Origin of the sequence: Bradyrhizobium sp. AUGA SZCCT0105 (assembly GCF_018129565.1) — a bacterium.
In the GTDB taxonomy this organism is placed as follows: domain Bacteria; phylum Pseudomonadota; class Alphaproteobacteria; order Rhizobiales; family Xanthobacteraceae; genus Bradyrhizobium.
In genome coordinates, this window is the sequence record NZ_JAFCMK010000001.1 from 17709 (window position 1) to 30816 (window position 13108).

The 13108-nt window shown below is 61.6% G+C and carries 12 protein-coding genes; 11 read left to right on the plus strand and 1 reads right to left on the minus strand.

The window, feature by feature from the left end:
* Window positions 1–9: 9 nt before the first annotated feature.
* The 11 genes from JQ573_RS00060 (at window position 10) to JQ573_RS00110 (ending at window position 10620) form a co-directional block, all read left to right on the plus strand.
* Complete coding sequence (locus JQ573_RS00060; protein WP_249131272.1) at window positions 10–1200, plus strand: AAA family ATPase; 1191 nt, start codon at window positions 10–12, stop codon at window positions 1198–1200.
* The gene (locus JQ573_RS00065) at window positions 1197–2639 is read left to right on the plus strand and encodes a CpaF family protein (protein ID WP_212315408.1); all 1443 of its coding nucleotides are present in this window, start codon (window positions 1197–1199) and stop codon (window positions 2637–2639) included. Before JQ573_RS00060 ends, JQ573_RS00065 begins: the two co-directional genes overlap by 4 nt.
* Entirely contained in the window at window positions 2639–3565 is a 927-nt protein-coding gene (locus JQ573_RS00070; protein WP_212315406.1) for a type II secretion system F family protein, read from the plus strand. The genes JQ573_RS00065 and JQ573_RS00070 overlap by 1 nt, the downstream gene beginning before the upstream one ends.
* Window positions 3562–4470 (plus strand): type II secretion system F family protein, encoded by a 909-nt coding sequence (locus JQ573_RS00075; RefSeq protein WP_212315404.1) that lies wholly within the window; start codon window positions 3562–3564, stop codon window positions 4468–4470. Before JQ573_RS00070 ends, JQ573_RS00075 begins: the two co-directional genes overlap by 4 nt.
* Before the next feature lie 18 nt (window positions 4471–4488).
* Window positions 4489–5130: an isoprenylcysteine carboxylmethyltransferase family protein gene (locus tag JQ573_RS00080; RefSeq protein WP_249131164.1), complete on the plus strand. Its 642-nt coding sequence runs from the start codon at window positions 4489–4491 to the stop codon at window positions 5128–5130.
* Window positions 5131–5157: 27 nt separating this feature from the next.
* The gene (locus tag JQ573_RS00085; RefSeq protein WP_312011289.1) at window positions 5158–5604 is read left to right on the plus strand and encodes a hypothetical protein; all 447 of its coding nucleotides are present in this window, start codon (window positions 5158–5160) and stop codon (window positions 5602–5604) included.
* A gap of 9 nt (window positions 5605–5613) precedes the next feature.
* Window positions 5614–6951, plus strand: coding sequence for a pilus assembly protein TadG-related protein (locus JQ573_RS00090; RefSeq protein ID WP_212315400.1), 1338 nt, complete (start codon window positions 5614–5616; stop codon window positions 6949–6951).
* A gap of 1 nt (window position 6952) precedes the next feature.
* Window positions 6953–7396 (plus strand): TadE/TadG family type IV pilus assembly protein, encoded by a 444-nt coding sequence (locus JQ573_RS00095; protein WP_212315399.1) that lies wholly within the window; start codon window positions 6953–6955, stop codon window positions 7394–7396.
* A 422-nt stretch (window positions 7397–7818) separates the two neighbouring features.
* Window positions 7819–9543, plus strand: coding sequence for a type II and III secretion system protein family protein (locus JQ573_RS00100; RefSeq protein WP_212315398.1), 1725 nt, complete (start codon window positions 7819–7821; stop codon window positions 9541–9543).
* Between the two features lie 12 nt (window positions 9544–9555).
* Window positions 9556–9957, plus strand: coding sequence for a hypothetical protein (locus JQ573_RS00105; RefSeq protein WP_212315397.1), 402 nt, complete (start codon window positions 9556–9558; stop codon window positions 9955–9957).
* A 114-nt stretch (window positions 9958–10071) separates the two neighbouring features.
* On the plus strand, window positions 10072–10620 hold the full coding sequence (locus JQ573_RS00110; protein ID WP_249131165.1) for a tetratricopeptide repeat protein: 549 nt from the start codon (window positions 10072–10074) through the stop codon (window positions 10618–10620).
* A gap of 73 nt (window positions 10621–10693) precedes the next feature.
* Here the strand turns inward: JQ573_RS00110 and JQ573_RS00115 are convergent, their stop codons facing one another.
* Window positions 10694–12835: a fused MFS/spermidine synthase gene (locus JQ573_RS00115; protein WP_212315396.1), complete on the minus strand. Its 2142-nt coding sequence runs from the start codon at window positions 12833–12835 to the stop codon at window positions 10694–10696.
* Between the last annotated feature and the right edge of the window lie 273 nt (window positions 12836–13108).

Sequence of the window (13108 nt, forward strand, 5' to 3'; positions counted from 1 at the left end):
AGTGTGAACATGGCAATGGTGGAACCACCCGTAGAGACGACGTCCGTTCTCACGCGTAACCGTATCGTCTGCTTCGTGAACGACGAGTTGAGCGCTGCGGCGCTGCGCAAGGGCCTCGACGGCAGCAATCTGGTCATCCGGCGGGGCAACATCCGTCACGCGACACGAATGCTGGAGACCGACACCGATCTGTCGGCGCTGGTGACTGACATCAGCGGGATCGACGATCCATTTACCGAGTTGGAACGTCTGGCGAGCGTCTGCCCGCCCGACGTCAAGGTGTGCCTGATCGGCGAGAACAGGGAAATCACCTTCTACCGCGAACTGATGGAAATCGGCCTTACCGAGTACCTTCCGAGGCCGCTCACGCGCGATATGGTGCTGGACCAGCTCCGGCCGAAGCTGCTTGGCGAAGTCGCGCCGGCGCAGAATGATCGCGGCGGGCATGTGGTCTCGATCTGCGGTGCACAGGGCGGTGCTGGAGCGACAAGCGTCGCGATCAACCTCGCGCTGCAACTGGCCGAGACCACCAAGGCCAAGGTCGCGTTGCTCGACCTGCATCTGCAGGGCGGCGAGACCGCGGTGATGCTTGGTGTTCGCCCCGGTCCGGGCCTGCGCATTGCCCTCGAGAATCCGATGCGGGCCGACACGCTGTTCCTCGAGCGGGCGGCGATCGACGTGAACGATCGGGTTGTCCTGATTTCCGGCGACGAGGAACTTGATGCCAAGCTCGATATCACCGAGGCTGGCGTCCGCCATGTGCTGGGTCTGCTCCGGCAGCGGTTCAACTACGTCGTCGTCGACGTGCCGGTGCCGTTTCCGGCATCGATCTATCCAGTGATTCAGATGTCACGTCACGTGCTGGTGCTGCTGGAGGCCGAGGTGACCGGCCTACGCAACGCGCACGCGCTGCGCAACGCCGTCACCAACATCGCGGGCAAGGACCGCGTGTTTACCCTGCTCAATCGTGCCGACCGCGCCGGCGGTCTTCCCAGGGCGACCATCGTCAAGGCCCTTGGCGCTGAGCCGGACATGGTGATCCCTGACCTCGGCAAGGGAATGACCCAGGCGGTCAATCTCGGCATTCCGGCGCTGAAGCACGTATCCAGGCTTCGGCGTCACCTCGCCCCGATCGTGCGGGAGATCACTGGCGTCGGCTCCATGAAAAAGGCCGGCTGGAAGAGGTGGCTCGGGCTATGAAAAAGTTCGGCAGGCGCGCAGACGAAATGCCACTGCGGATGGCTGGTGCGGTGCTGGTCTCGCCGCCACCGATACCAGGCGCGCAGCCGGTCGCGCCAGCTTTGCCGTCGGCGGAACCGAGCATGGCGCCACCGGCGTCCAGCCTGTTTGCACCGCCGCCGAAGCATGAAGAGCCTTCGCTCCATCCGGTGATGTCGGCGTCGCTACGTGAACGGGTGATCGAGCAGATCGAGCCGGCGGTGGCCACGACCGTGCCCCGCGACGTCCTGCGGCGGCAGATCGAGGAAATCATCCACGGCATCGCCAACCAGGAGCGGCTGGAACTGTCGGGCCGCGAGCAGCTCTTCCTGGCGGAGGAAATCGCCGACGACATGACCGGCTACGGGCCGCTTCGTCCGCTGTTGCTGGATGAGTCGATCAACGACATCATGATCAACGGGCCGAACAACGTCTACGTCGAGCGCAGCGGCAAGCTCGAGCGGGTCGCGGTCAGGTTTCGCGACAATGATCATATCGCCGCCGTCGCACAGAAGATCGCCTCGCAGGTCGGCCGTCGCGTTGATGAGTCAAGCCCCATGGTGGACTGCCGCCTCCACGACGGCAGCCGCGTCAACATCATCCTGCCACCGCTCTCGGTCCATAGCCCCTGCATCTCAATCCGGAAATTCCCAAGCCGGCGCTTGAATATCGTTGGAATGATCGAGAACGGCTCGATGACACCAGCAATCGGGCAGCTCCTGGAGATCGCATCCCGCTGCCGCCTCAATGTTCTCGTCTCGGGCGGTACCGGCTCAGGCAAGACGACGCTGCTTAACGCGATGAGCCAGTTTATCGACCACAGCGAGCGCATCGTCACGATTGAGGACGCTGCGGAATTGCAGCTTCAGCAGCCGCACGTGATCAGCCTGGAGACGCGGCCGCCCAGCCTCGAGGGCACCGGGCAGGTGACGCAGCGCGACCTTCTATGGAATGCGCTGCGCATGCGGCCCGACCGAATCGTGGTGGGCGAGGTGCGCGGCGCCGAGGCATTCGACATGCTGCAGGCGATGAACACCGGTCATGATGGTTCAATCTCTACCGTGCATGCCAACAGCGCCCGCGATGCCCTGACCCGCGTGGAAAACATGGTGCAGATGGGGCAGGTCAACCTGCCGACACGCGCAATCCGGTCGCAGATCGTCGCCGCGCTGGACCTCATCGTGCAGGTCGAGCGCATGCGGGACGGCCAACGGCGCATCGTCCAGGTCAGCGAGGTGATCGGCCTGGAGGGCGAGGTGATCACCACCAACGACATTGCACTGTTCGAATACAAGGACGAGGACGTTCACGGGCGGTTATCGGGCACCTACAGGTCCACCAACGCGGTGCCGAAATTCAAAAGCCGCCTCGTCTATTACGGGCTTGATCGAGCGTGGGCCGAGGCAATGAGGCAGATCTGATGTCGACGACGTTGATCATCGTTCTGGTGCTTCTGCTGGCTGCGTCGGCGAACACCCTCCGACTCGACAAGCGCGAGAGGCGGATGGACCGCCAGCTCGAGATTGCTCTGCCGACGTCTCAAGCGGCAGCCTTGGTATCGATCCGTCGCGCGGCCAAGACGTCGCGCTGGAACATGATCTATCGCTTTGCCAATTACCACCCGGAGATTGTGTACTTTCTTCGCCCGGTCTACGTGCTGCTTGCAGGAATCATGTCAGCGGCAGCAGTCCTCTACGTCAATCAGCTGCTGAGGTTCCCTGGCCACTATGCGGCGATTGCGGCTGCGGTCGTCGCCGTCCTGGTCGTGCGCGGCCTGTTCGGATGGCAGCGACGGCTTTTCGCAAACCAACTGTTCCAGCAGCTTCCGGACGCGGTCCAACTGGTGACGAGCACCGTCCGGTCGGGATTGCCGGTCAACGAGGCGTTTCGCACCATCGCCCGCGAGATGCCGCAACCGACATCCGGGCAGTTTGCGATCGTCTGCAGCGAATTGAATCTCGGCAGGTCGCCTGAGGAAGCCGTGGAGGAGATCTATCAGCGAACCGGGGTGGCGGAATATGCAATGTTTGCGGTGACCCTTGCGGTGCAATTGAAGACCGGCGGCAGTCTGGCGGAAACGCTGCAGACGCTCGGCGAGACGGTGGGGCAGCGGGTCGCGCTGGCGGCGCGTGCGAAGGCGTTGGCGGGAGAGGTCATCTTCTCGTCGCGTGCGCTGACGTTGGCGCCGCTGATCATCGGTGGGCTGCTTTACTGGATCAATCCGCAATCGATCGATTTGCTGTTGTTCGATCCGGAAGGAAACATGCTGCTCGCCTACGCGGCGTGTTCGGTCCTGATGGGGCACTTCGTGATCCGCTGGATGATCAGAAGGGAAACGGCGCTATGACGGCTGGTCTCGGTTTAGCGGCTCTCGCAGTTGCAGCCATGGCTGCGACATTCCTGCTGATCATCCGCGAGATCCACCTCCGCGCCCTGGACACGCGTGTGTCCAACGCCGTGCTGGGCCTTCCCGACCGATCGACCTCGTCGACAGATCTGATCGGCTGGCTTTCGGCGCTCGGCATGCGTTACCGGCGCTTCTACGGTCAGGAAAACCTTGGTGAGTTGCGGATCATCCTGCAATCGTCAGGTTTCAACCATCATCGAGTGCTGCCGATCTGGATCGGCTTCAAGACGGTCAGCACGTTCTTGTTTCCGATCGCAGCTTTCTCTGTCGCGCAGATTCTCGGAAACCCGTTCACCGACGTGATGATCTTCACGTTCCTTGGGCTGGCACTCGGAATCATGGGCCCGCGTCTGATTCTGCTCGTCATGAAGCGGCGCTTCGATGCGGCGATCCGGCTGGGTACGCCCGACACTATCGACCTGCTCGTGGTCTGCAGCGAAGCGGGCATGGGGCTGGAGAGCGCGCTGGAACGCGTGGCGGGCGAGATGAAGGAGACCAATCCCGCCATCACCCAGGTGTTGCGCGGTCTGCTTGATGATCTCCGGGTCCTTCCGAACCGCGCCGAAGCATTCGAGAGGCTTGCCTTGACGTCGGAAGGTCTGCGTCGCTTCGGCACCATGGTCAGCCAAAGCCTGCAATACGGCACGCCGTTGAGTCAGGCCTTGCGCAGCATCGCGACCGATTTGCGCCGGGAGCGCATCACCAAGCTGGAAGAGAGGGCGCACAAACTGGGCGCCAAGCTCACCGTTCCGATGGTGCTGTTTCTGCTCCCGGCAATGTTCATCATCCTGGGCGCAAGCCCGTTCCTTCACCTCATGCGTACATTCAGCAACATCGGTCACTAAGCCATGAGTGCAAGTACAATGACTCTGTCGTCGACGAACCTGGCTTACGATCGGATCACCCGATTGCTGGGCAGTGCGTGGTTCCTGCTGCTGGGGCTGACCGTAACGGTCAAGCTCGGCACGTCGGCCGGTGAACCCTGGCCGTCGCTGGTGTCGAGCCTTTGTCTCGCGGTGTTTTACCTGCTGCTGGCGCTGCTGGTGCTGACCCGGGCGCCTGCGAAGGCGCAGGCGGAGGGCGTGCTGCCGAGGATAGCGGCATTCGTCGGCACCTATTGGCCGTGGACCATCACGTTCTTTGCCAAGACCGAGGGGGCACTGCCGAACCTGGCGTCGACGGTTTGCGTGCTGACCGGCATGGTCATGATACTCGTCACCATCCGGCATCTCGGGCGGTCTTTCAGTGTGGTCCCGCAGGCCCGTTCGGTGGTGCAGACCGGTCCGTACCGCTGGATCAAGCACCCGCTCTATCTGTCGGAAGAAATCGTGTTCCTGGGTGTCGTGTTGCAGCATCTGAGCCTGATGACCGTGGCCCTGCTGATCCTGCACATCGGCATTCAGGTCTGCCGGATCTTGTACGAGGAGGACGTGCTTCGGCGCAATCTTCCTGAATACTCCAGCTACGAAGCATCGCGCTGGAGATTGATTCCCTACGTTTGGTGAGTGGCCATGCACAGCAGGAAAAATCGTGTGAGCCCCAAGCGTTCTCTGATCGCCGATCAACGCGGCACCGTCGCGTTCGAGATGCCGATCGTCTACCTGTTCCTGCTCATGCTTGTGCTTCTGCCGCTCTCCGATCTTGCGATCGCGGGCTACAAATATGCATCGGCGTGGGACGCGCTGCGCGCGTTCGGGCAATCCATCCAGTACTCGCCGCCGCCCGACGCGTCGAATTCCTCGAGCTGGGCGTCGACCGCGCTGGCCAAGGCGGATTCGCGTTACCCGATTACGAGCATCACGCTGATCTGCGGCGACAGCAACGCCGTGTGCTCGAGCACCAACACTGCGTCGCCAAAGTACTATTCCTACAGCACGACCGTCACGCTGACGCCGATGGTGCTGAGGTCGGCGTTGTGCACGAGCGGCAATACCAATTCCTGTGCGTACACGTTGCCTTATACCGAACGGTTTCAATAGGAGTGTGCCATGCGTAACGTGCTCCGTTGCCGCCGAGGATCGGCTGCATTCGCAACCGCGGTCGCGATGATACCCATGATCGGCGCGCTCGCGCTCGGAGGCGAAGCCGGGGGCTGGTATGTCACCCAGCAGCGTGCACAGAATGCTGCCGACGCGGCCGCCTATTCGGGCGCCCTGCGGGTGGCATGTACGATCGCCGGAGGCGTAGGTTGCGATACTGCGCAAGATTATATCTACCGCGGCAAGCAATTTGCTGCGCAGAACACGTTCTGCAATTCGGGCGATACGTCCTATCCCGGCTCTAAATGTTCGACGAGCCTTCCCACGGGAATCTCGCAGAACGTTCAAATCGCTTCGCTCTCGTCGTGGGGCGGGACGGCCGGAAGTTATGTGCAAGCCACTGTCAGCCAGACGCAGCCGACGTATATGGCAAAACTGGTTGGGGTATCCACCGTGACCATCGGTGCGGTAGCCGTCGCGGCGATCAAGAATCCGACGAACCCGTGTGTGTTGGCATTGAACGGGCCGATATCGTTTCAAGACAATGGCATCAGCGTCAATTCGCCCAATTGCGGATTCGCGTCAAATTTTACCGGCCCAGGTGCGTCGATCGACTTCAAGAATGTCAGCTCTGGGAATGTAAGTCTTGGTGCTAGCCAAGCGTCAGGTACTTGCACGGGTACCGCTGCGCTGTGTCAAAATGTCAGTACTTATATGCCACCTGTGGTTGATCCGTATACTGCCCTAAATGCCGCTCTCAGTTCTCTTAGCTTGCCGGCATGTGGGGCAGGGCCAGGGGGCGCACCTGTTGCTTATACGGTAGCTACACCCTGTGCGAACAAGGATTACAGCATCAATGGCAGCACATGCTCGGCCGGCTGTACTTTGAGCGGGACGTACTTCTTCTCGGGCACCGATTTTAGCATGAAGGGAAACTCCTCAAGCCTCGTTGCCGGTGCGGCTGGTGCGACCATCATTTTGTTGCCGGGCGTGGCAACTGGGAAGAGCAACCACATAAACATGACGCTCAAAGCGCCCAACACGACACCGGCCGCGCTGCCTGCCTCGCTACAGCCTTATGCGGCTTTGATTGGAGCAACAGCGATTTATGACACCGAGACGGATGCTAAGAAGTTCACGGGAATAACAACTATCACGATCACCAATGGCATCATGTATTATCCGAACCAGTCGTTGACGTTTTCAGGCAACTCCAGCATCGACGTCAATGGTTGCTCGGAATTGATAGCGAAGCAAATTACGTTCGCCGGTAGTGTCAATTTCACCCAAAAGGGCTGCCCAAAGACCGCGCTGCCGACTTCTCAGCTCGTCAGGCTGGTGCAGTGACATGCGCGCATCTGGCATTGGTGCAACAAAGAGAAAGCTCGATCAGCGCGGTGTGGCGGCGTTAGAATTTTGCCTCATCGCCGTGCCTCTCTTTACTCTGATCTTCGCGATCTTCGATCTCGGACGCTACGCAATTACACTGCAGTCGTTGCGGGCGCTAGCGAATGGCAGTGCACGGGCCACTATGATCGCAGACTGTTATGTGAACGCCGAGCTCAACAAGACGACTCCCAGCTGTCCCAGCGATCCGCTGACGACCGCGCAGAAGCAAGCAATCGCTCCCTTCCTGTATAATACGAGCCTCAGCATCACGCCGACTGTGAGCACGACGACGGGGACGTCCGTTCTTACGGTGACGGCATCTTCGCCCAACTTCAAGATGCTGATGCCGGTCTGGGGCACCACGCTCAACGCGCCGAGCGTGACGACCAAGATTCCATTCTGACGTGGCCCGATTCGTCGGGGCCGATGGGGGCGGTTTGCTGGAGCGGCAGCCGCCAGGAGCGCCTCTGCCCGCTGGGCTGGCCGGCGAATAGCCTGGGCAAGCTGCGGAAGTGGTGCACGGTGGCAACATCAGGGAGTTTTCTCAAGAGTTGCTGGAGCTTGGCGAAGCTCTTTCCTTGCAATCAAGGCGCGCAGCGGGGGATGATCCAGATGCCGCCATTTGCGGCCTGGCGCCGGGACATTGCTCGATCCAGCTGGCTAGTGACCAGCTCGAGCCTGCCAGGGAATGGAAATTCGCAAGTAACTATTTGTAATCCGACAAATTGTAAGCTCTACGGCGTGGTGCACGAAGGAGACTAGTGAGGACGCCGGGGAGCCGTAAATTTACGGATAGCTGCGACAGCAGTGGCGAAGGGGATTCGAATGAGTGGCGGTCGCGTATGGGGTAGCGCGGGACGTAACTTCCTCGCCTTGGGCTTGACCGCTCTCGGTGGCGCGCTTGCGGTGTTTAATTCGGCAGATCACGCGTCGGCGGCCGAGCGGCGGCAGTCCTCTTCCGGCAGCGTCTTTGTCAGCGAGGTGACGGAGGTCCAGCGGGTCAAGGTGACCCTCAACAAGTCACGCACCTTCAGGGTGGACTCGGCCTTTGCGACCATCGTGGCCGGCTCGCCCGACATCGTCGACGTGAAGTCGCTGAGCGATCACCTGATCTACGTCCAGGGCAAGAAGACCGGGACCACCAACGTCATCCTGTTCGACAACTCGATGAAGCAGATCGGCATTCTCGATGTCGAGGTGACCCTCGATATCGGCAATCTGCAGCAGAACATCTCGTCAGGTACAGGTACGCGCGGCATTCGTGTCTCTGCGTCCGAAGGCCAGGTCGTGCTGAGCGGAATGGCTGCCGATGCGGTCGCCGCGGAGAAGGCGCTGGCGATCGCCAAAGGCAGCGTTCCCGAGGGGGGCATCGTCGTCAATGCGATGAGCGTTGCAGCGCCGCAGCAGGTGATGCTCGAGGTGCGCTTCCTTGAGGTCTCCCGGCAGGCGGGACGCGATCTCGGCGTGAACCTTTTTGCCGCCAACGCCAACGGCACCAATGTCGCGAATACAGGATTAGGCAGTGCCACTGCGAGGCGCGTGCCTATTGGTGGGAACTCGATCAACAGTAATGGAAATGCGACTACTAACTCAATCAGCACCGTTGATGGGGTTACGACTACTTCCACAAACTCCACGAGTACAAACATAACCAGCAGCAATAACGTGGGTGCCTATCCGACTGGCAGCCTTCCCCTGCTTGCAACTGCACAGACACTTATTGGCTCGGCGGGCGGTGTAGCTCCGATCCCGTTCGGAAGCCTGCTGACCAGTATTCTGAGGACCAGCAACGGTAGTTCCGTGGACCTTCTGATTACTGCATTGGAAACCAAAGGATTGGCCCGCCGACTTGCGGAGCCGAACCTGACCACGCTGTCTGGCGATGCTGCCCGCTTCCTGGCTGGCGGCGAATTCCCGGTGCCGATCCCGACTCAATCGTCGAACGGCTTCCCAACAGTGTCGATCGACTACAAGAAGTTCGGCGTCGAACTGGCCTTCGTCCCCACCGTGCTCTCGCGCGGCGTGATCAACCTCCGCGTCGAGCCCTCGGTCAGCGAGCTCGACTTCTCCAATGCGGTGTCGATCCAAGGCACCACCGTTCCGTCACTGACCCGCCGCGACGCGCGCACCACGGTTGAGCTGCGCGACGGCCAGAGCTTTGCCATCGCCGGCCTGTTGCAGACCCGCAACCGGCAGGACGTCTCGCAATTGCCGTGGATCGGCTCGGTGCCGGTGATCGGAAGCCTGTTCGGCAGCAAGTCGTACCAGCAGGAGGAGACCGATCTGGTCATCATCGTGACGCCGCGCCTGGTCGCGCCGGCGGCACCCGGCCAGCAACTGGCGTCCCCGCTCGATTCCCGCCTGCCGGCCAACGATGTCGACTTCTTCCTCAATGGCCAGATGGAAGTTCGCAAGCGCTACGATGACTACATCAATTCCGGCGGCGAGGTGAAGGGACCGTATGGCCACATCATCGCGCCTGATGCGGTCGTGCGCGCGCCGCCACCCGCCGCGGCTGCGAACCAGCCCGTCGTGAAAACCCTGAACTAGAGGAGGCGAGAGATGACACTCCGATATCTGGCTCTGCTCGCACCCTTCCTGCTCGGCGGCTGCTACGGCGTTTACGGTCATGACGAGATGGACCGCTACGTCCAGCGCTCCGACACCATCACGATGAGCGCCGGCAACGCCAAAGAGGTCAACGCCGCCACCCACACGATCCATCCCTGGCCGGCCTATGTCGGCGATCGCAGGATCGCGTATGACGCGCGGCGCACCGGCGAGGCTGTGAAACGCTATGGCACCACATCGCGGCCGGTCGATCAGCTACCCGACATGGGCGATCCGACCAGAGCAATGGGCCAGGCTCCGCCCGTCACCACAATTCAGAACGTCAACACCACCGGATTGGGGGCTGGGACCGGAGGATCGGTGGCCGTCGGGGTAGGAGGAGGCGGCAGGTAACGAGCTGAGGATTGGGTTGTTGCGCTGACAGTGTCGGATCGCGCCGTCTGTTTTTTGTTAGGTAGTTTCACGATGGGTTTTCGAATGACGCAGGGAAGTCGCTGGAGCTGGAACATGGGACGAGCATTACGGCGTCTCATTCCGGCGCTCGCCTGCTGCTGGCTGGCTGCGGGCCTCGCGGCCTGCGACTATACCACGCGGGAGGCGGCGATCGTCGCGCCGGTGGATCCGCCGGGCGGCGACCCCGTGCAGGAGCCGACCGACGTCAAATACTATCCCTCCGACGAGCCGGTGCGGATGGGGCTGGAGCAGTACAACCGCGGCAACTACGGCATAGCTCAGCGCTATTTCAAGGATGCCGTCGAGAAATCGCCGAAGGACGTGACGGCCTGGGTTGGACTCGCGGCGAGCTATGACCGGATCCGGCGCTTCGATCTTGCCGACCAGGCCTATGCGTCGGCGATCCGGCTTGGCGGCGAGACCGTGCAAATCCTGAATGACCAGGGTTATTCCTACATGCTGCGCGGCAATCTGAGCGCGGCGCGGAAGAAGTTCGAGAAGGCGTATTCGCTCGATCCGGGCAATCCGGTGATTGCCAACAACCTCGAGCTTCTCAACGGCAGCCGCAAGTTCATCGAAAGGCCGCCGAACAATCAGCCGTAGGCTGATGGCCGCGCGACTTGTGTTGACTTGCAGGTCCTGACCTCGCGGGACCCGTGGCGGATGATGTGGTCTGTCACTGCCCGGTCCAGCGCCCGAGTTTCGCGTCGAGCACGGCGCCGAGAATGTTGGCGTAGTCGTCGGTCCATGCCGCCCGCGCGCCGGGTTCGAGGCGCGTCCATCCCTGCTCGGGCAGGTCGCCGAGATCCCTTACATCGCGGGCAAACACAACGACGTCGGCTGGATTGCGCATGTCGTCGTCGGTCATGTCAGGCGGAAACTGCGCTTTGGCAAAAACGGCGAGACCTTCGGCATTGCCGACCGCAGCTGCAGGTCCGCGCAGCGCCATGTGCCGGTTCGAGATGTGCAGAACGATGACACCGTGGGCGGAGAGGTGCGATAGATATCCCGCAAACGCCTCGCGCGTCATCAGGTGCACAGGAATCGCGTCGGAAGAGAACGCGTCGAGCACGATCACATCGTAGCGTTCCGCAGATGCCGTAAGGGTCAGCCGCGCATCTCCGAGCACCATGCGGATATCCGGTCCGCATTCCGACAGGAAGCGGAACAGAGCCGGGTCGCGTGCGATGCGGACCACCTGCGGATCGAGCTCGAAGAATGTCCACTGCTCGCCGTCATGCCGGTGGCAAGCGAGGCTGCCGGTGCCGAGCCCAACTGCCGCAACTCGCGTCAGCCGTCCCTGCGCACGGCGAGCCCCAGCAATCGCGTCGCTGATCGGACCGCCGAAATAATAATATGTGGTCGGTTCGGGGCGGCCGCTAACCGGTGTCCCATCTGCATTGCGCACGCGCTCGGCGCCATGGGCGGTGGTCCCATGCATCAGGAGGCGGAATTGCCCGGAGCGATCCTCGACCACACGATGCACGCCGAAGAAGCTGCGGACTTGCTCGATGGGTGCGAACAGGGGATCGAGCTTGGCAATCGCGAAGGCGAGCACCGCAAGGCCGAAGAACCTGGCTGGTTGCCGACGCACCAGCACCATCGCGCCGGCCAGCAGGATGAGCACGATGTCGATCGGCCGCGCCGCGCTGGCCGGAATGCGAACGTGCAGCCAAACCATGCCGAGGGTCAAGGCGGCCAATGCCAGGCCGGGACCACTCTGCCGCAACATCCGGCCCGGCCCACCGTCAAACGCGCCGGGCATCGCCAGCAGCGCGGCCAGGACCAGGATGGGATACTCGGCGACACCGTCAAATAGGTGCGGCGCGATCAAGCCGGCGAAAATTCCGCCGATCATGCCGCCGAATGAGGTCCATAGGTAGAATTCCGTCAGGCGCGCCGGCTCCGGCCGTCGGCGATAGAGTTCGCCATGACAAGCGAGTGCGATCACCAGGAAGCTCGCGAGATGTATCACCAACAGGGCGCCGAAATACGGTCGCACCACGATCGACGCGGTTGCGACGAGCGCCACAGCAGCAAACGGCACCAGTTTCAGCACGCGTGTGTGCGCGACCCAGGCACGCTCGCGGAAGATCGCCACGAAGGTCAAAAGGTAAAGTGACAGCGGCACGACCCAGAGGAACGGCGCCGCCGCCAGATCAACCGAGATCGTAGCCGTGACGGCGATCACAAGGCCGGCGGGGATCGCGGCCAGCACGGTCCACATCGCTCGTTCGGTGGCCGTGGGCGCGGTGGCGGTTCTAGGGCTTGCGGGGTTGATCGAACGCTTGGCCGCGCCTGCAACGATGAGCGCGGCGGCCATGATCGCCACCGTCAAGAGGAAGTAGCCGAGTGACCACATCTCGATCTGTGTCCGCAACGTCAGCAGCGGCTCGACAACAAAGGGATAGGTCATGAGCGCGACGAACGAGCCCAAATTGGACGCCGCATACAAAAGGTAGGGATTGGCAGCCTGCGGATGGCCGCTCGCCGCGAACCAGTTCTGCAGCAGGGGAGCAGTGGCGGCGAGCGCGACGAACGGCAAGCCGATCGAGGCGGCAAACAATGCCATCAGCCAGAGTTCGAGCCCTTGCTGTGGCGTCGTTTCGAAGCCTTGAGCGATGCCGACCGGCAATGTCGCGGCGGCAATTGCCAGGAGCCCCAGATGAACGAGAGCCGATGGCCCCGGCGACAATGTGCGGCTGAGCACGTGCGCATAGGCGTAGCCCAGCAGCAGCGCCGACTGGAAGAAGACCATTGCAACTGACCAGATGGCTGCCGCACCGCCAAGCCGAGGCAGCACCATCTTTGCGAACATCGGTTCGATCGCGAACAGCAACAGCGCAGAGAGGAAAAGCGCCGCAGGATATATCACGGGCGCAAAGCGCAGTGCAGGTGCGGATATCGTTCGAAGGTTTACCTGGCTATCAAAATGCATGGTGCTTCTGAATAGTGATGCGGCACGCGGTGCCAAATTAGCGAGTAAAGATCGCTAGTATCGAAAATTGAAAAGGCAACGAAATCGCCGGGATGGTTAATTCATCCTCGAAGGAAAACACGTTCAAGATAGCATCATGGCGTGGATTCAGGA

Coding starts and splice junctions, on each gene's coding strand:
- JQ573_RS00100 (WP_212315398.1), top strand. CDS start 7,819: ATGAGTGGCGGTCGCGTATGGGGTAGCGCGGGACGTAACTTCCTCGCC.
- JQ573_RS00105 (WP_212315397.1), top strand. CDS start 9,556: ATGACACTCCGATATCTGGCTCTGCTCGCACCCTTCCTGCTCGGCGGC.
- JQ573_RS00075 (WP_212315404.1), top strand. CDS start 3,562: ATGACGGCTGGTCTCGGTTTAGCGGCTCTCGCAGTTGCAGCCATGGCT.
- JQ573_RS00110 (WP_249131165.1), top strand. CDS start 10,072: ATGGGACGAGCATTACGGCGTCTCATTCCGGCGCTCGCCTGCTGCTGG.
- JQ573_RS00090 (WP_212315400.1), top strand. CDS start 5,614: ATGCGTAACGTGCTCCGTTGCCGCCGAGGATCGGCTGCATTCGCAACC.
- JQ573_RS00070 (WP_212315406.1), top strand. CDS start 2,639: ATGTCGACGACGTTGATCATCGTTCTGGTGCTTCTGCTGGCTGCGTCG.
- JQ573_RS00095 (WP_212315399.1), top strand. CDS start 6,953: ATGCGCGCATCTGGCATTGGTGCAACAAAGAGAAAGCTCGATCAGCGC.
- JQ573_RS00080 (WP_249131164.1), top strand. CDS start 4,489: ATGACTCTGTCGTCGACGAACCTGGCTTACGATCGGATCACCCGATTG.
- JQ573_RS00065 (WP_212315408.1), top strand. CDS start 1,197: ATGAAAAAGTTCGGCAGGCGCGCAGACGAAATGCCACTGCGGATGGCT.
- JQ573_RS00060 (WP_249131272.1), top strand. CDS start 10: ATGGCAATGGTGGAACCACCCGTAGAGACGACGTCCGTTCTCACGCGT.
- JQ573_RS00115 (WP_212315396.1), bottom strand. CDS start 12,835: ATGTTCGCAAAGATGGTGCTGCCTCGGCTTGGCGGTGCGGCAGCCATC.